General features: G+C 42.3%; 18 protein-coding genes and 1 pseudogene. 11 read left to right on the top strand and 8 right to left on the bottom strand.

Annotated features, from left to right (window positions below; genetic code table 11):
- Positions 1 to 3: 3 nt before the first annotated feature.
- On the bottom strand, positions 4 to 1,761 hold the full coding sequence (locus AB4111_RS00240) for a cache domain-containing sensor histidine kinase (RefSeq protein WP_442029426.1): 1,758 nt from the start codon (positions 1,759 to 1,761) through the stop codon (positions 4 to 6).
- A gap of 222 nt (positions 1,762 to 1,983) precedes the next feature.
- Here AB4111_RS00240 and AB4111_RS00235 point away from each other — a divergent pair, with 222 nt between their 5' ends.
- From AB4111_RS00235 to AB4111_RS00215, 5 genes are all read left to right on the top strand, one after another.
- The gene (locus tag AB4111_RS00235; RefSeq protein WP_076289390.1) at positions 1,984 to 2,940 is read left to right on the top strand and encodes an ABC transporter permease; all 957 of its coding nucleotides are present in this window, start codon (positions 1,984 to 1,986) and stop codon (positions 2,938 to 2,940) included.
- A gap of 28 nt (positions 2,941 to 2,968) precedes the next feature.
- Positions 2,969 to 3,859: a carbohydrate ABC transporter permease gene (locus AB4111_RS00230; protein ID WP_442029424.1), complete on the top strand. Its 891-nt coding sequence runs from the start codon at positions 2,969 to 2,971 to the stop codon at positions 3,857 to 3,859.
- A gap of 133 nt (positions 3,860 to 3,992) precedes the next feature.
- Positions 3,993 to 5,597 (top strand): extracellular solute-binding protein, encoded by a 1,605-nt coding sequence (locus AB4111_RS00225; protein WP_442029422.1) that lies wholly within the window; start codon positions 3,993 to 3,995, stop codon positions 5,595 to 5,597.
- A gap of 200 nt (positions 5,598 to 5,797) precedes the next feature.
- Positions 5,798 to 6,514 (top strand): class I SAM-dependent methyltransferase, encoded by a 717-nt coding sequence (locus tag AB4111_RS00220; protein ID WP_442029420.1) that lies wholly within the window; start codon positions 5,798 to 5,800, stop codon positions 6,512 to 6,514.
- 10 nt (positions 6,515 to 6,524) lie between these two features.
- Complete coding sequence (locus tag AB4111_RS00215) at positions 6,525 to 6,989, top strand: isochorismatase family protein (protein ID WP_442029418.1); 465 nt, start codon at positions 6,525 to 6,527, stop codon at positions 6,987 to 6,989.
- Positions 6,990 to 7,333: 344 nt separating this feature from the next.
- On the opposite strand, the gene AB4111_RS00210 is transcribed toward AB4111_RS00215, so the two are convergent.
- Positions 7,334 to 7,678, bottom strand: a complete 345-nt coding sequence (locus AB4111_RS00210) for a winged helix-turn-helix transcriptional regulator (protein ID WP_339233920.1) — start codon at positions 7,676 to 7,678, stop codon at positions 7,334 to 7,336.
- Between the two features lie 270 nt (positions 7,679 to 7,948).
- On the opposite strand from AB4111_RS00210, the gene AB4111_RS00205 reads away from it, so the two are divergent.
- The 5 genes from AB4111_RS00205 to AB4111_RS00185 all read left to right on the top strand — a co-directional run bounded on the left by AB4111_RS00205 (position 7,949) and on the right by AB4111_RS00185 (position 12,276).
- Positions 7,949 to 9,286 carry an NtaA/DmoA family FMN-dependent monooxygenase gene (locus AB4111_RS00205; protein WP_442029415.1) on the top strand — a complete coding sequence of 446 codons (1,338 nt, stop codon included), beginning with the start codon at positions 7,949 to 7,951 and terminating at the stop codon, positions 9,284 to 9,286.
- Between the two features lie 20 nt (positions 9,287 to 9,306).
- Positions 9,307 to 10,047: an oxygen-insensitive NADPH nitroreductase gene (gene nfsA, locus AB4111_RS00200; protein WP_442029413.1), complete on the top strand. Its 741-nt coding sequence runs from the start codon at positions 9,307 to 9,309 to the stop codon at positions 10,045 to 10,047.
- A gap of 90 nt (positions 10,048 to 10,137) precedes the next feature.
- Entirely contained in the window at positions 10,138 to 10,869 is a 732-nt protein-coding gene (locus tag AB4111_RS00195; RefSeq protein ID WP_442029411.1) for an NADPH-dependent F420 reductase, read from the top strand.
- Between the two features lie 236 nt (positions 10,870 to 11,105).
- Positions 11,106 to 11,531, top strand: a complete 426-nt coding sequence (locus tag AB4111_RS00190) for a MarR family winged helix-turn-helix transcriptional regulator (protein WP_253436519.1) — start codon at positions 11,106 to 11,108, stop codon at positions 11,529 to 11,531.
- Positions 11,532 to 11,739: 208 nt separating this feature from the next.
- The gene (locus AB4111_RS00185; protein WP_442029409.1) at positions 11,740 to 12,276 is read left to right on the top strand and encodes a GNAT family N-acetyltransferase; all 537 of its coding nucleotides are present in this window, start codon (positions 11,740 to 11,742) and stop codon (positions 12,274 to 12,276) included.
- A gap of 247 nt (positions 12,277 to 12,523) precedes the next feature.
- Here AB4111_RS00185 and AB4111_RS00180 read toward each other — a convergent pair whose 3' ends face one another.
- The 4 genes from AB4111_RS00180 to AB4111_RS00165 all read right to left on the bottom strand — a co-directional run bounded on the left by AB4111_RS00180 (position 12,524) and on the right by AB4111_RS00165 (position 15,216).
- Complete coding sequence (locus tag AB4111_RS00180; protein ID WP_442029407.1) at positions 12,524 to 12,994, bottom strand: DinB family protein; 471 nt, start codon at positions 12,992 to 12,994, stop codon at positions 12,524 to 12,526.
- Positions 12,995 to 13,041: 47 nt separating this feature from the next.
- Positions 13,042 to 13,623 carry a TetR/AcrR family transcriptional regulator gene (locus tag AB4111_RS00175; protein ID WP_442029405.1) on the bottom strand — a complete coding sequence of 194 codons (582 nt, stop codon included), beginning with the start codon at positions 13,621 to 13,623 and terminating at the stop codon, positions 13,042 to 13,044.
- Complete coding sequence (locus AB4111_RS00170) at positions 13,620 to 14,081, bottom strand: nuclear transport factor 2 family protein (protein ID WP_442029403.1); 462 nt, start codon at positions 14,079 to 14,081, stop codon at positions 13,620 to 13,622. Before AB4111_RS00170 ends, AB4111_RS00175 begins: the two co-directional genes overlap by 4 nt.
- 298 nt (positions 14,082 to 14,379) lie before the next feature.
- Positions 14,380 to 15,216, bottom strand: a complete 837-nt coding sequence (locus AB4111_RS00165; protein ID WP_442029401.1) for an alpha/beta fold hydrolase — start codon at positions 15,214 to 15,216, stop codon at positions 14,380 to 14,382.
- Positions 15,217 to 15,450: 234 nt separating this feature from the next.
- On the opposite strand from AB4111_RS00165, the gene AB4111_RS00160 reads away from it, so the two are divergent.
- Positions 15,451 to 15,894, top strand: coding sequence for a 2-oxoglutarate dehydrogenase E1 (locus AB4111_RS00160; RefSeq protein ID WP_442029399.1), 444 nt, complete (start codon positions 15,451 to 15,453; stop codon positions 15,892 to 15,894).
- An 83-nt stretch (positions 15,895 to 15,977) separates the two neighbouring features.
- Here the strand turns inward: AB4111_RS00160 and AB4111_RS00155 are convergent.
- A pseudogene (locus tag AB4111_RS00155) lies at positions 15,978 to 16,634 on the bottom strand (transposase); the annotation flags it as partial.
- Between the two features lie 61 nt (positions 16,635 to 16,695).
- The gene (locus AB4111_RS00150) at positions 16,696 to 18,075 is read right to left on the bottom strand and encodes a sugar phosphate nucleotidyltransferase (protein WP_442029397.1); all 1,380 of its coding nucleotides are present in this window, start codon (positions 18,073 to 18,075) and stop codon (positions 16,696 to 16,698) included.
- Between the last annotated feature and the right edge of the window lie 9 nt (positions 18,076 to 18,084).

The following is an 18,084-nucleotide window of genomic DNA, read 5'->3' as shown; positions in this document are numbered from 1 at the left end:
TTTTTATTGAATCTCTTTTTGTGGCAGACGGATCTGGACCGTGGTTCCCATGCCCAGTTTGCTAAACACTTTGACACCGTAGTACTCACCAAATTTCAGCTTAATTCGCCGATCCACATTGGAAATGCCATAGCCTCGTCCTTCTTTCTCTTCAAACAAAGACTGAAGCGTCTCACGCCGCATGCCCATTCCGTCATCTATAACAGATAAGATGATGCTACTGTTCTCGATGACGCCCTTGATATTGATATTTAGAGGCCGATCCTGATTCCAAAGAGCGTGAATCACTGCATTCTCCACAAAAGGCTGTAACGCAAGCTTCACGGTCGAGTAGGGCAGGATCGACTGATCTATCGTGTAGATGATGTTCAGCTTGCCCTTAAATCGAATAAGTTGAATAGCATTATAGCTCTGCGTTAGCTTCAACTCCTCATTGATGGTCAGGATACTCTTTCCTTTATTCAGAGAGATCCGATAAAACTTGGCCAGATGAAGGACCATATCCTGAATCTGGGGATCCTGATGCTTGACGGCCAGAGAGGAGATCGAGCCGAGTGTATTATACAGAAAATGAGGATTGATCTGAGCTTGAAGCAGATCAAGCTCGGCTTCCTTGCTCTGTAGCTCCTTCTGGTAGACCTCCGTTACCAGACTTTTCAACCGGGTTGTCATCTGTTCGAATGCAAAGTGAAGCTGTCCTATCTCATCACTGCCCATTTGTTCCTCATGGGTAGGGTTGAAATCTCCTCGTTCAATACGGCGAATCATTCGTATTAACGTCCTGATGCGTTTGCTGAACAGCGAAGCGGTAATATAGATGAGCAACAGCGCCACGCCGATGAAGCCCAGTGAAATTTTGATAATAAGCTGAGAGAGCGATTTGGCATCCTTGATAATACTGTCATACGGGAAGATGGATACCGTTTTCCAGCCGTTTTTGAGCGTGTTATAAACCGCTAGAGCCTTTACGCCTTGATACGTTGTATCAAATCTCCCTGAAGCCGCATCGTCAAAATTTTGATGAAGAAGCTCGGGCAGGCTTGTATTAATTAACTGTTTGTCGGCGGAGGACAGAATCATACCTTTGTCATTTATGATGAAAATATCTTTGCCGCCTGCTTCCTTTTCCATTAAGGAATAGATGACAGACTCGGAGATTTGAAAGACCAGCATCCCGTAAGGATACTGATTACTATTGTTGTTCAGCAGTCGTGCGAGCGTAAACATGGCAGGACCGTTCTCTGTCGGCGGCGATGAGAGATGAATGATGTTTCCATAGGATTGTTGCAGCTTGTGGAACAGCTCCGTGTTTTGAACTTCGGGTGTAATTGGCCGGATATAATAATTGTCTTTGGGCAGCGATGGATTGTCCGAATAAATGAAGGCGCTATCAAAATCAGGGTAGGCAGCCATCACGGTGTCGATACGATTGCCAATATAATTATAGACGTCCAGATACGATGGATCATCCTGATACTCGTTCGTCAGGTAATTGGCAAGGCGGTTATCCAAATAAATAGAGGCGGAAATATGTTCATAGCTGTCCAGCTTGTTCTCCAGATTTTTAGTGATCTGAGCTGTTGAGTTCGTCATATTGATGTAGATCTGCTCGGTAAGTTTCGTTTTGGTAAGTTCATAGGAAAAATAAACCAATAGCATCATTGGAATGATGGTGACCAGAACAAATACCATGAACAATTTGGAACGAAAGCTCAGGTTAACAAAAGGCATGTATATGTATTTTCGATAGAATTGGCGCATTCGAAAGCCCTCTCTTGACTGAATATTCGTTGCACAGTTCATCATAGCAGAGTAAATATGGAAATCCAATCCCTCCCTTTGCACAAAAACATCTTTAAAAAGCGGTATCTTTCGGAGAATTCAACTATGGCAAGCGATCTGCGTCAAATTTATGATAAATAGGAGAGAAGTGAATCAGATATGGCCGGCCATACTGCGGTATAGAAAAAGGGAGGGTATTTAATGCATAAGGTAAGCGCTATCAAAACAGTCAGGAGCAATAATCTGATAAGCAGACTAAAAGAGCAAAAATGGTTATTCGTGCTTATGCTTCCTGCCTTCATTGCTACATTGTTATTTTCCTATGGTCCGATGTTTGGATTGTATATGGCGTTTACGAATTATCAACCGGGTGGGGGATCGTTCTTTTACCAGTTCTTCCATGCCGAATTTGTAGGTTTCCAATGGTTTGAGTATTTCTTTACTACAGGAGATTTCTACCGGGTTATGCGCAATACGCTTGCGACAAGCTTGCTGACACTGTTCTTCGGATTTCCTGCCCCGATCATCCTCGCGCTTGTGCTGAATGAAGCGAGACAGGGATTTTTCAAACGTTTTGTGCAGACGGTTTCTTATCTGCCGCATTTTATCTCATGGGTTATTGCAGCCAACATTGTGATTACGCTGCTGGCTTCGGATGGAATGCTAAACAACATTCTGGTTCTGCTGGGTATTGTCAAAGAACCTGTCGCATTTTTGCAGAACGGGCCTCTATTTTGGTGGATTATCGCACTGTCGAACATGTGGAAAGAGATGGGTTTCAGCGCCATTATGTATCTCGCCGCAATCGCTTCCATAAATCCGGAGCTGTATGAAGCCGCCAGAGTGGACGGAGCGAGCCGATTTAAGCAAATGTGGCATATAACGCTACCATCCATGCGCCCTACCATTGTCATATTGGCTATTCTCGCGGTCGGAGGCATTTTGAATGCAGGATTTGAACAGCAATACCTGCTGCAAAATAACACCGTACTTGAATACTCCGAAGTGATTGACATTTATGCCTACAAATACGGACTACAGAATAGCATGTTCTCCTACGGGGCTGCTGTAGGGATGTTTAAATCCGTTGTTGCCTTTATTCTTGTTCTCATCGTGAACCGGATTTCCAGAAAAGTGAACGACCAGGCGTTGTTCTAACTATAAAAGACAGAGGGGAGCGCTTGTAATGATTCTGAACAGATTCGGGGATCGTATTTTCAAAATAATTGTGTATTTCATTCTTATTCTCGTATTACTGGTTACATTTCTTCCGTTTTGGAATATACTCGTTCTTTCATTGAATAGCGCGGAAGATACGGTACGGGGCGGCGTTTACCTGTGGCCAAGGGATCTGACCTTGGATAGCTATCAGCAGATTCTGAAAGATAGCGAGATATTGAACGGGCTGTGGATAACCGTCAAGCGAACGCTGATTGGTGCACCGCTGTCGGTTCTGGTCATTACGATGCTTGCGTATCCGCTAAGTCGGCGGAATCTGATTGGACGCAAAGGCTGGAACCTGTACTTTATCTTTACCATGTATTTCAGTGGTGGACTCATTCCATTCTACATGGTGCTTAAGGCACTCAACATGATCGATACATTCTCGGTATTCATTTTGCCAAGTTTGATGAATGTGTTCTATATGATCATTGTCCGTACCTTTATGGAGCAGCTGCCCCATGAGATTGAAGAATCGGCGAGGGTGGATGGGGCTAACGATCTGACGATTTTCTTCCGGATTGTGATGCCGCTGACAACACCTGTGCTTGCAACAGTGGGCCTTTTTCAAGCCATTGGACATTGGAATGCCTGGTTTGATTCCTATGCGTTCACCTACAGCTCAGACCTGAAGACTTTGCAGGCCGTGCTCGTCAAAATATTGAATCAATTTCAGACTGGTGGCATGATTTCCCAAACGCAAATGCTAGCTAACTCCGCCAAACGAAACGCCGTTTCCAGCGATACCATTCGAATGGCTGCTACGATGGTAGCCACTTTACCAATCGTTATGGTGTACCCGTTCCTGCAAAAATACTTTGTTAAAGGCATGACTTTGGGAGCGGTGAAAAGTTAATCTGTTCCATAATCCGGTTACAGGGAAGGCTTGTCCGGTAGTCTCTCCCTGAAAGGGGGTGGGCAAAGATTGTTTTGGAAATGCTCAATTTAGCACAACAGGAATTTATTCATTGGGAGGAATTAGGGTGTCAATGACAAAGACTAAAAAATGGATGATCATGGGGATTACGGCTGCATTAGCGTTTGGTTTACTGGCGGGTTGCTCCTCCAATGATGGGGAGAACAATACAGCAGGTAAAGACGGGGAACAAGGGCCGATTACGCTGACTTGGTTTGATGGCAATACCAAGGGAGAACCTTTTACTGATGCTGTTGCCCAGGAAATTACCAAAAAGACGGGCATAGAGATTTCCATCCAGCAACCAACGGGTAATCCAACAGAAAAACTGAGCCTAATGCTGGCGAGTGGTGACTATCCCGATGTGGTGGTCATGAGCCGGGGAGATGCTTCCCTTGATAAGTACATTTCAAGCGGAGCATTCATTCCGCTGGATGAGTTAATCGAAAAGTATGGTTCGGATCTGAAAGAAATGTATGGTGAAACCTTGACCAAAACACGTTATACCGACGGCAAGAACTACTATCTGGCAAACTGGTATGGGCTCGACAGTGACCCGGTCTTCGGTATGCTGATGAGACAAAACCTGCTGGAAGAGTTTCTTCCTGACAAAGCAGATGGTTCACAGCCACTTACAACGGACGAGTTTGAAGCTCTCCTGAAAAATTTCAAAGAAAAATACAACACGATTGATGGCAAAGAGTCCATTCCCATGACGATGAACGGTGAGAACATGGGCGCGAATCTGGGAACATTCAAGGGCATGTGGGGCTTAAAAGCATACTATGACAACAACGGACGTCTGCAGTATGACGTCAAGGACCCCAAATATCGTGAAATGCTGTTATATATGAATAGATTATATAGAGAAGGTCTGATTGAGAAGGAATTTGCCATTAGTAAAACACAGACCTGGATTCAAAAGCTGACGACTGGCGCGGTATTCGCTACCCCAGGTGCATATTGGGACCCAGGTAACGGTAATGCGGCGCTAAAGAAGGACGGCGGAGAGAAGAATCAGTTATTCGCATATAAAGTTGTTGCTCCAGGTGTAGATCCGGCTCAAACAACATTTGGTCCAAGAAGTTCGCTTGGATGGGATGCGATCGCTATTACCAAAAATAACAAACACCCGGAAGAGACAATGAAGCTCTTTAATTATCTGGCTAGTGATGAAGGACAGCACTTGCTGCTGTGGGGTAAGGAAGGTGAGCAATACACCATGGTGGATGGCAAGAGACAACCGGACCCTGCATTCTTGCAGAGTTTCAAGGATAATTGGGATGACACGGTGAAGAAAAGCGGCGTTCGCAAATGGTTATGGTTTATCAAAAATGGTCTGGACCCGAATGGACAGCCGTATGATATGGCGGTCAAATTCCAGCGCAGTGAAGTGGATGAACTGGCCATTAAGAGTCTTGGCGATTCCGTATGGGATACAGCACAGTATGATAACCTGAATCCGGATGGGGGAACACCTCAAGCACTGACCGCCCAGAAGGTGAAGGATATTATGGATCAGAGCATTACGAGAGCAATAATTGCTCCAAGTGAAGCTGAAGCCAACTCTGTATTTGACAAGATGCTGGAGGATATGAAGAAGGCTGGCGATGAGAAAGTGGAAGATATCATTAACGAGAAATATGCTCAGCGTATGGAACTGTGGTCTTCGAAATAATTGGAAATCAACTTATAAATGAGAGTGTCCCGGGTGCTTGCCCGGGGCGCTTTTTATTTATGGACGCATTTAATCATAAATGCGAACGAAGTGAGAGGGAATTCATAAATCAATTAACAATTGCTTGGACTCTAGTTGACTAAACCATTTCTTATATGTTGAACTAGTAAAAATGCTATAGAAAGTGGGAAACAAAATTTATGATTCCATTAGTATATGACCAGATTAACCATTGGGGAAGGGACGACGAATTTTTCCTTGCATTGCTAAAGAAATTAAAAGTAGAGTCTATCGTTGACTTAGGCTGCGGAACAGGAAGATGGACTACTCATCTTGTTCAGTACGGTTATAAAATTACAGCTATTGATCCCCATGAAGAAGCGATTGAAATGGCGAGAATTAAAGATAATTCTGGCAATGTGAATTGGATTGTAGGAGATAGCTCAAATTTACAAACCAATGCCTATGACGCGGTTATTATGACTGCCAATGTTGCACAGGTATTTCTTACAGATGATAGTTGGAAGAAAGTAATCTCAGACGTATTTCGATCCCTAAAAGTTGGCGGTCACTTTATTTTTGATATTAGAAACCCTTTGGCAAAAGTGTGGGAAGAGTGGGAGAAGGACAGAACTCCGGACTTAGCTAAAGATATGCGAAGTGGAGACCCTCTTGAAATCTATACAGAATATGAAGGGTTTGAGGGAGATATCTATACTTTTTATGAAACTGTAAAAAATACAAAAACAGACGAAGTCCTAGTTCATGAAAAAATGCAGATCAGATTTCGAAATCAAGGAGAATTGGATGAGTCGCTGAAACAAACAGGGTTTTCGGGAATTGAAACATATGGCGATTGGGAGTTTGAACACGCAAATTCTAAAAATCGATCCTTTATTTTTCATTGTGTAAAATAGAGTCATTGAAATGCACTATAATAGTGCTCTTTTTCACTTTCAATTCTTTTGGGCACACCAAAGTGAGATTCCAGTCATACTTACTCAGCATAATGGTAAATGGGGCACAACAACCTCGAATGGTTCATCAGGATGGTCTATTCATCCTGAGTTACCTGTGCTCGCTCAAAATGTAATCATTCAAAAGAATCACCCCGATTCCTTTCAGGATACAGACCTTGAATCCCATTTAGTTCATTTAGGCGTTAATCAACTGATTGTTGCAGGAATCCAAACGGAGATATGTGTTGATGCGACATGTCGTAGAGCATTTAGCATGGGATATGAAGTTATACTAGTAAAAGATGGTCATAGTACCGCCGATACTTCTATCTTGAAAGCAGATCAAATCATTTCACACCATAATATTCTATTACAAGATTGGTTTGTTTCTTTAAGCGATACTCAGAAGATCATTATGTCAGTTTCAAGTTAAAAAAAGGAGTATCAGTCACTTTCTACAAACGTATTAGGCTACCGTTTTTTTTTCAGAAAGGGCTATGTATGATATGGGAGGAACAATGTTTATGTCGTTTGTTTGTCGCGAGACAAGAACATTGTTCCATGCAAAAATAGCATCACTATTCCTGATTTATGGTTCTGTCTTCAAATAGCCCGATTACTGATTAGTTGCATATCTAATCATCGGGCGTATTACTTAAAACCTCATTAAATACCGTAATACATGAAAATGTTCACATTGTTATGGGACAACTGACTTAGGGCGCCATAATTTCGGGGTGTAAGGCTGTGAAGAAAACTATCTTCAAATCATCGGTTTCAACCGAATTCTTTACCGAAGTCCTCCATCTTTTCAAGGATTGGAAGTAACTTCATTCCCTTTTCTGTCAAAGAGTACTCGACTCGTGGAGGAACTTCCGGATAAATATCACGTTGAATAACGCCATCATTCTCTAATTCCTTAAGTTGCTTGGTAAGTGAGCCCTGAGAGAGATCCCCAAGGAATTTTTTGATGTCCGAATAACGACGTGTTTCATCTTTTAGATACCATAATATAAAATACTTCCAGCGTCCCGAAAGAACATTCTGCGTAAAGGCTATCGCGTACATATCACTATTTCCATCTATGAACTCTTGCTCAAATCCTTCATTACAAACCCGCATTGATATCACTCCTATTCTATAGGTACAGAAAGATGTACTATGTTCATTTATATTGCCCTCTTTGCAAAACAAACGAACACACTTAAGATTGGGTCAACAACCAAAGCAATTTAATTTTGTTTTAAAAAGAATCTTATTTTTTAGTTATATATTTAGCATGCTAAGTAATTATTATATTTTTCAATGTCATCGTTAGCAAGCTAGACTATTAAATTTATTGTGTATTGCAAATCCACTACTTGCTTATATGGAATGAAGGAGAAGAATTCTATGCAAAAAAATAAGACGATGCAATTGGCTCTACAGATGGTTTCGGGATACGGCGGTGAATTCAGCGCTTGGAGAGTGCCTGGCACTGACCCAGCAGCTTATACAAATATAGATAGTTATGTCGAACGGGCGAAGATAGCCGAACAGGGGAAGTTTCAAATGATTTTTATTGCCGATACTCCTTCATTAACTGTGAACTTAGGCACTCAGACGCCTGCGTTCCCAATGGATCCAACATTGGCTCTAATGGCCGTAGCCCGAGAAACGAAACACATTGGACTTGTTGCTACACTCTCTACTACATTCAACTATCCATACAACATTGCGCGTCAGTTCAAAGCACTGGATGTAATTAGTCAAGGACGTGTAGGTTGGAATGCGGTTACTACATCCGAGCCCTCAGCTGCTGCAAATTTTGGAGCAAAAGTTGCCAACCGTAAAGAACGGTATGACAAAGCACATGAAAGTATACAAATTGTTCAGGCTTTGTGGGGGAGTTGGGAGTCCGATGCTTGGACACTTGATGTAGCAGGAGGAACATTCGCTGATATGGACAAAATCAAGCCAATACATCTTCAAGGTCAATATTATGCATCTCGTGGTCCTTTGCCAATTCCTCCTTCTGAACAAGGCCAACCTGTTATTTTTCAGGCGGGAGGAGGGGGTGAGGGATTAGAATTAGCTGGGAGATATGCCTCGGGCGTGTACGCAAATCCCTATGATATCGAATCTGCTCGTGAACAAAGACAAGCGATTCGGCAAAGTGCCGTTCATTTTGGGCGAAAACCTGATGATATCAAGATGTTTGCGGGTTTTATGTTTTCGCTAGCTTCAACCGAAGAGAAAGCCTTGACACGTCGAAAACAGCTTATGAGCTTTAATCCTCAGGAGATTCCTAGTCGGGTAAGTTATCTCGGTTCAATGATCGGTTTACCCTTGTCGGTAAACTCGATAGATATTGATAAGGCATTACCTGCTGACTTGTTGAAAAATGCATATGCTCATCCAATGGATCCAAGATCACCAAAAGCCTTGAAATTACTGCAGCAAGGGCTATCCATTCGCGATGTTCTTGCCCATGGGGTCATTAATTATCATCCTGTCGTTGCAGGCACACCCACACAAGTTGCTGATTTTTTAGAAGAATGGTTTTTGGCTGAAGCGTGTGACGGCTTTTCGGTCGTCCCCGATATAGCTTTTGATGGCGTTGCGGATTTTGTAAACCAGGTTGTCCCTATCTTGCAGGAACGTGGTTTGTTTCACACCGAATACGAAGGAAAAACCCTTCGAGAGAACATGGGCGTTCCATACGAATATGGGATGCGGGTATTGAAATAAACAAATAAAGGAGAGATTACATGAATCACACACTTGAGTTGCTTCATAATCACACATCGTATCGTACGTACACATCGCAACCCTTAACAGAGGAACAAGTCGATGCGATCTTTAAGGCCGCTAATCAAACTTCATCGTTCAGTCTTTTGCAGGCCGTGTCCATTGTTCGTATCACTGATCCGGTTCTACGAAAAAAGGTGAGAAAACTTTGTGTTGATCAACCTTATATTGAAGAGGCGGCAGAGTTTTGGATTTTTTGTGTGGATTTGAACCGAAACCATCAAATTGCTCCGGATGTAGATATCGAATATATTGAATTCCTCTTGATTGGTTCATTCGATGCCGGGCTCATGGCACAAAATGCATTAACTGCGGCTGAATCTATGGGACTAGGCGGTGTTTTTATTGGTGCGGTCAGAGCTAATATTGAGGAATTATCAGACTTGTTGGGCTTACCGAAGTATGTGATTCCCTTGGTGGGATTATGCATAGGCAGTCCCATGGGAAATAAACCTGAACGGAAACCTCGTCTGCCTCAATCTATGGTTTTACTTGAAAATCAGTATCAGGCACTCGATCAAGATAAATTGGCTATTTATGACGAAACCATGTTGAAATACTATGAGAATCGTCCAATAAGAGCTCCTTTTACAGTGAAAAAAGTAACAGGATGGAGTGATCACATTCAGGATCACCTTCAAAGAAGTATCCTACCTCAAATGATGGACTATTTGAACAAACAAGGATTTGCTAAAAAATAACCAATGTTCACGGAAACCTTTCCGAGTATCAAAATGACATGTATGAGGTACAATGACACCATTATTAAATATTAAATAGGAGTGAACAAAATGAGATTCGGAATCATTGGCGCAGGACCCATTGCATTATCTATTTCGAAAAAGTTGGTAAATAATAATCACGATGTGAAAATTGCAGATGCTCGTGGTGTAGAACGTCTCGAAGGGAAACCACTTAATGCAACTCCTGTGAAGGTAGAAGATGTGATTTCCAATATTGATGTTCTCATCATATCTATTCCTCTTCATGCGCTGCCTAATATTCGTAGTGTAGTGGAAAAAGCGGCGGATGAAGTTATTGTAGTCGACACTTCCAATTACTATCCTCAAATGGGAGTGAAAATTGATGAGATCGAGAACGGGATGGTTGAAAGTGTCTGGGTCACAAAACAATTAGGCAGATCAATTATCAAAGCTTTTAATAATTTGTTAGCCTATACTTTAGAATATGAGGGTAGACCGGAAGGAAGCAGTCGTCGCATTGCGGCAGCTATTGCCGGTGATGATCTTCAGCAAAAGCAAACAATTATGAGCATAGTCAGCGAAGTAGGTTTCGATACAGTGGATAGTGGGAGTTTAAATGATTCATGGAGACAGCAGCCAGGAACACCAGCATATTGCACAGAACTAACCAAAGAGGAATTAACTGAAGCACTTCAAAAGGCAAATAAAGAACAAGTCCCATTTCTACGGGACAAAGTTATGGAGAAGCTGATCACGGCTTCTGGTGGATATTCGCATCAAGAAATCGTCAATCTAAATAGAGAAATGTATAATTCCTAAAGTAATAACTCTGATACTAATTTTGAAGAAGCGGCAGATGAGGACACACAATAATGTCTATCTGTCGCTTTTTTGAAATTTTGGTTCACATGCAGTACGATTTCCAGAGAGATATTTGCTAAAAATGATGGATCTGCACTGGGATGAGTTTAACTTGATAGTGAATTGACTCCTAAAATAACGTCGTGATACATTTAGTTTGCTTAATATTAATTGCTTAAAGGGAGGGAACATACATGACAGATGCAGTAGACTGTGACATTCGACAGTCTTTAGATCGGATTTCCTCCCAAATGCGTCGAAATTATAGTGAATCACTGCGGGAACTTAATCTTTATGTAGGGCAGGATAATTTGCTCTATCGTCTGTGGATGGGTGACGGCGTAACACAGATGCAGCTATGTGAACACTTAAAGTGTGAGCCTCCTACAGTAACAAATATGGTTAAATCACTGGAGCATAACGGATTTATATATCGCAAACGTGATGTACAAGATGCGCGAGTCATGCGTATTTACCTGACCGAAAAAGGAAAAGAATTAGAGCAACCAGTCGATAAAAAATGGAGGGAGCAACAAGCAAAATTGCTTCACTCTATTTCTGAGGAAGAACGTCTGATCTTAAGAAAGCTAATGCAACAAATGGAGAGGAATATAATATGACCGGGGATCGGTTGCAGTTTTGCTGAAATGTAATCAACAGAGCGAAGATACGCGGCATCACTGACTGAAAGTCGCGAGACTTGAACATGTGTCCACTTAAGTCGCTAATTTAGCGGCTTTTTTATTTTATCTGTACCAGTTACATTTTTGAGTTTGAATAGTACATAAGCTATCATTTACACAAATATTTTTAAGAGGAGTGCTTACTTTGAAAAGCGTCAACATACATATTAGGGATATTTCCGTCGATGATGCTGCTGGACTACTCCAGTTGCAGAAAGAAAACCGTGATTTTTTTGAAAGATACGCACCGATACGCACCGACGAATTTTATACGCTGGAAGGACAACTTAAGTATATTCAAAAGCAGGTCGAAGCTAGAAAAAATGACCAAGCCTATAATTTTGGAATCTTCACAAACACCGATAATATGTTAGTGGGGACGGTAAGCCTTTTCCACGTGATGCGGGGCCCTCTTCAAAGTGCATATATCGGATACGACTTAGATCAGAAAAGTAATGGTAGAGGCTACACGACTGAGGCTGTTCGGTTAGTCGTTGACCATGGCTTCCATAAATTAAAATTACATAGAATCGAAGCAGGGGCAATGACGCATAATATCGCTTCAATTCGAGTGCTTGAGAAGGTTGGCTTTCAAAAAGAAGGCATTGCTCGACAGAATGTTCATATTAATGGAAAATGGGAGGATCATCAGATACTCGCGATCCTTAACCCATACAGTTAGTTCTTTAGAATATGAGTAGTACTGCGTCCATGTAGCTTTACGTTATAGAGTATATTAACGTTTGCTCAATAATACGAAGAAAGCAGCTAATCTATGTGATTGGCTGCTTTTTGTTTTAACTAACGAGCAGGATCGTTCAATGACTAAAAGGCAATAGATCAACGAAAAAAGTGTCGAGGGACAAGATTAATAAGAAAACTCAATATTTCGTGGCGAGACATTGGTTTCAAAAAATCCTTTACTAATCCTAAAAGTCAATTAAGCTCTTGATATTTTTAATTGTTGCAAAGTGCATTGCTTCATGGTAAATCAGAAAACCCAGTAATTGTTCTACATTTGTAAAGGTAAGTCCTGTAGAAGACTTGTAATGAGGATTGATTTCTTCTTTCAATTTGCTTAAAAGTACCGATTCAACCCTTTCAATTTGTTCAGTTAACAACTCGATTATTTGAGACAACGTTGGAGGCTCTATATTCCAGTCAGACGGTTTAGTTCCTGATTCAAACAACTTACTAAAATTAGCAGGATATTTGGTTTCTTCCCCAGTAAGTTGGAAAGCGAACTTTTCATGTATAACATACATATGGCCTAGATTCCATTTTATATTGTTTTTCAATCCTGTTGGAATGATTTCCGAGGCAGAGTCATTTATATTCCTCACATAATCAATTGCCTGACGGCGAACAAATCCCAATTGTTTTGCGACAAAATTGCTCATGATATTGACCTCCGATCAAGTCGCTAATGAAATCGTTAAGAAATGTGTCAATGACCAGAGTTGCTTTTAGAAACATAAGTTGAGACTCGTTGTGACAGATTTGCCAACGTACGTTCAAAAAAGGATTCATCATGAAGTCCTCTACTCAGAATTAATCCCCCTTGAATACTAGCAATGGTTTCCTCTGAAATCTGGTCAGCAGTCTCTTTAGAGATACCTGTTTGAACTAGTGCCGCGCTTAAGGCTTCAATCCATCTTATAAAATATTGCCGAATTACAGCAGCGAATCGATCTCTTGTTTCGTCCAAAGCGAATGCACCAATAAGGCATATACGCTGACCGGATTGAAAATAAGTATTGACCTCTTGCCACATATGATCAATGGCTGCCCGGGGTTCATTCTTTTCGAGCGGTTCAAAAATGTTCTTGATAAACCATTGATCAATATGTGCAAGAATTTCAGCAGCCATCTCATCTTTTCCACCCGGAAAGAAATAATATAAGCTTCCTTTAGATAGACCTGTACGGGCTGTAATTTTACTCAAAGATGCACCCTCATAACCTAATTCACGAAATACCTCAGTAACGAGAGGGATCACATCAGATTTTTCAAAAACAGTGCGCGTCATAGGTTTAACTCACTTAGGCTTGGGTGTTCAGCGGGGCGCGTGCCGAGAGGCCAATGAAATTTTCGTTCCTCTTCCTTAATCGGCATGTCATTAATCGAAGCAAATCTGCGCTGCATCAAGCCGTCGTCAGCAAATTCCCAATTCTCGTTTCCATACGATCTGAACCAATTGCCACTATCATCACGCCATTCATATGCGAATCTAACTGCAATACGGTTATCCGTAAATGACCAAAGCTCCTTGATCAGGCGGTAGTCCGATTCTTTGGCCCATTTTCGAGTTAGTAAAGAGACAATTTCTTGGCGGCCTGTTATAAATTCGCTCCGATTTCTCCAATAACAATCCTCAGTATACACAAGTGAGACGCGCTGAGGGTCTCGGCTATTCCAGCTGTCTTCTGCCATACGTGTTTTTTGAATTGCTGTCTCACGAGTGAATGGGGGAGTTAAATTATTCATTAAATTTTCCTCACTTTCTATACCGTTTGTATTAATATAAACCGATCGGTTTATAAGTGCAAGTTTACAACCGAAATTCAATACAACTATCGAATCGGTTCAGATTCATAATGTACCAAGTAGCAATCAATCTTATGCTTTAGTGGCTCATTTTGTTTACTCCCAATGATCAATAGGGTGTTCATTCCTCAGATACATTCCTATGAAATTTTGAACAAGCAGGACGTTCTCCTCTATAGGAGGCGTTCTGCTTGTTCTCTCATTTTGTTCTTTTAGCTAAATGATTAGTCGAATTAAATTAACCTTGCAAAAATTCGATCAATGCTGCATTAAATTGTTCAGAATGGGTCGCATTGAATCCGTGTGGTCCACCTTCGACAACGACCAGACGGCTGCCAGGGATGGATTCATGAGTACGTTGTCCGCTCACCTCCAAAGGCACGATGGCATCTGAATCACCATGGATAACCAGTGTTGGAATGTTGAACTTCTCCAGATCCTGACGGAAATCCGTAAGGGCAAAGGCAGCAATACAATCCAATGTGCCTTTAGGTGAAGCCAGAGCTGCAATATCACGGTTATAAATACGGAATGGTTCGCTCACAAGGTCTGTGCGGTCTCCAGCAGCGAAAAAGTTGCTTGTAAAACCATCCAAAAATGCTAGCCGATCCGCTTTAACCCCGTTTTGGAATTCTGCAATCGTTGCATCATCCAATCCGCCTTGAGGATTATCTTCGGTTATATAGAGATAGGGAGGAACCGCTCCCGCAAATACGGCTTTAGAAACGCGTTCTGTCCCGTAGGTTCCCACATATCGTGCAACTTCTCCGCCACCCATGGAGAATCCGACTAATGTGGCATCACGCAGATCAAGGTGCAGTATCAATTTATGCAAATCCGATGCAAATGAATCATAGTCATAACCATCCCAAGGTTGAGAAGACTGACCGAATCCACGACGGTCATATGTGATAACACGGTAGCCTGCTTCAATTAGGGCAGGAACTTGCTTCTCCCAGGATCGTCCACTCAAAGGCCAGCCATGAATCAGAATAATTGGTTTTCCCGCACCATGATCTTCATAATACAGTTCAATTGGTTGTTCATTCTCAGCGCCTACATTTACTTTAGCCATGGAAAATACCTCCATTAGTTGTTATATTTTTGTTTATACAGAAACTATTTAGCTCAGAAATATGAATGGGGCTTGTTCATGGATCACCTACCTTATATACCGTTTGTATTAGTATAAACCGATCGGTTTATACTTGCAAGTTTATATCTTAGCGTGGGTACTTGCGGGTATGGAAAGTCTCGAGAATGTTTGGGGAATAATAATTCATTATGAACAGAAATGGAGCGTAGAGGAATGAAAGTATTATCTATGATTCAACCATGGGCGACTCTGCTTGTCCAAGGCGAGACTCTCTATGAAACAAGATCCTGGAAGACCAGGTATCGCGGTCCATTTGCCATTCATGCAAGTCAGAAAGTCGATAAGCAGGCCTGCAAAAATGAACCCATACGTTCTTTACTCGCCAAGAATGGCTATACGGAACAAAACCTCCCTACGGGAGTTATCCTTGCAACTTGCGAGCTTTCAAATTGTTATCAAGTCATCGACGCTAATCATACGTCAGCCATTCTGGATTGCGGGAAGGTTGTGACCGGTGAGGATTTGCTGTTAGGGGATTACAGTCCAGGTTATTTTGCGTGGGAAATAGCGGGTTTCCGTCTGCTGAAGCCCTATATTCCAGTGAAGGGAAAACTGGGACTATGGGAATATCCGATAGACGAAGAGTTGATGATATGACTTATGTAAACAATTAATTATTGTGGGTTCTGACATTATTAACATAAAATAAATGTCGAGGGACAAGAACATGATCCCAGGCCGGCCAAAAATAAGGAATGTCGAAGCCTACTGGAGCAACGTTTTATAATCGGTTGAGCGTTGCTGTAAACTTTCCCGATATGTGGGAGCCAGGATCTACGCCAGCAAAGGCGACCAACTTCTTGGGGTGATTAATCCAATCGATTTCACCGATTTCCGAAATAATCGTTGGCGCGATTTTTTCACCAATACCGGGGATCGATTGGATAATCTGATATTCTTCCACCAATTCATTAGCGAAGGCATCCATTTGCTTTTTCTAGAATACTCAGGTGCTCTCGATAATGAAGTAACATGCTCACGTACATTCCAAGGCTGATAAGATGGGTGTGGAACGGAGCCTTTCGAAATGGATTCCGTTCCGCTGCAGCCAGTAACACTTTTGCTTCTGACTTTTCCCAACTCTCGGCTTGGCGCATACATATGCACGCATTCTTCTCCGCAACCTTTTTTTCCGGCTTTCAGAACGGCGTCAGAGGTTTGGTATACTCCAGAAATACCTGATCTAACACCGCTTGAAATTGAAGTTTGATTTGAACATACATACCGGTGATAGCGTTGTGTTGCCTTGTTAAATTGTGCAAATTAAGCAGTTGAACACCTCTTGTTTTGCGCTGCTCAGAGTCCTCTTTGTAAAACAGTTCACAGAGGGCATAGGCATACCTTTGTCTAGAAAGCATAAGGAGTCGCCATATGGGCGGCTTTTTTCTTCATCTTGCATTAGTCCGGTGATTTATAAGATCCTGCACGCTCAATCATTACCTTCCAATCCTCTGCTTCATATGGAATGCTTACTTCATTTTCCGGTACGCCAAGCTGGACCTCAAGAATGACCATCCTTGTCTCAGCCAGAATAGAAAAGAGGCTATTCAAGGTAATCGCAAACTGATTGCCTGTGCTCACCTGCCTGATCTGCCCGTTAATAAGCACCTGCCCACTGCCTGAAATTACAGTCCATGCTCGGCACCCTAATTGATGCTGGCGTAATCCGATATGTTTGCCAGGCAAAAGCGTCATATTCAATGTGGTTACGGTTGTATTTTCGTCTTCTACCGATCTCTCCATGACGCGATAGCTTCCCCATGTTGCCTCGACGTACATCGGTTGCAGTGGAATACTGCCCAATTGCTCTTTAATTTCATTTGAATCTTTTTTGTTGGCTATGAGAATCCCGTCCGGACTTGCGACAGTGATAACACCTGGGACTCCGATGACGTGGATCGGGTAGGGGAGCTCGTTAACGATGTAGGAATCTGAGGAGGATTCCGATATTCTGCCGTGTCCCAATACATTGGAATCCAACTGATCACACAGCGCATCCCAGCTCCCGATATCCTGCCATACACCCTCATATGGCAGTACAACAGCCCGTTGCGATTGTTCAGCAACTTGTTTGTCAAAACTGCGTTCAGGCAACTGTTCATACAGGGTTAACAATTGTTCGTAATGACCCGGAAGGCCATTTCTTTCAATATGGGACAACATAAACGAAAGGGAGAAGGCATACACACCGCAGTTCCACAATGCGCCATGCTGTAGCAGAGTTTCAGCGACATGCAATCCAGGTTTCTCTATGAACTGTGTAACCGGTGCATAACCATTAGGTTCTTTTTTTCCTGGCAGGATGTATCCATATTGTTCTGAAGCGTATGTGGGCCTTGTCCCAATTAAAATGATATCGGCATGAGTCTGTTTCAATATATCCGGAAGTAATTTGAAGCTCCTGAAAAAGTCCTCATCTGCGAACACATCCGCTGGCGCGATACATATCATATCGTCAGGTTCAGCCGCTCCGTAGGATTTCAGATACAAGCTCGCCAAGGCAGCTGCAGTAAAAGTCCCCCGCTTAAAAGGTTCGCCAATGACGGGTATCTTGCCTTTGGTATGACGGGTGGTAATGTCGGTCTGGTCCTGATGTGAAATGATGAGCGTTGAGTCCAGTAGGCCTGAGCTGTCAAGCTGGCGGCATACTCTGCTGATCATGGATTCCCTTCCGCCTTCAGGTGATGGAAGTATATCCACGAACAGCTTGGAGCGAAGCTCATTGGACAGTGGCCAAAGCCTTTTCCCTGCGCCGCCACATAGCAGTACGATATGCATGGGCTTCCT

Source organism: Paenibacillus sp. 2KB_22 (assembly GCF_052115745.1).
Lineage (GTDB): Bacteria > Bacillota > Bacilli > Paenibacillales > Paenibacillaceae > Paenibacillus.
The sequence above is the reverse complement of the archived record's forward strand: the minus strand, read 5'-3'. Positions and strand labels throughout refer to the sequence as shown.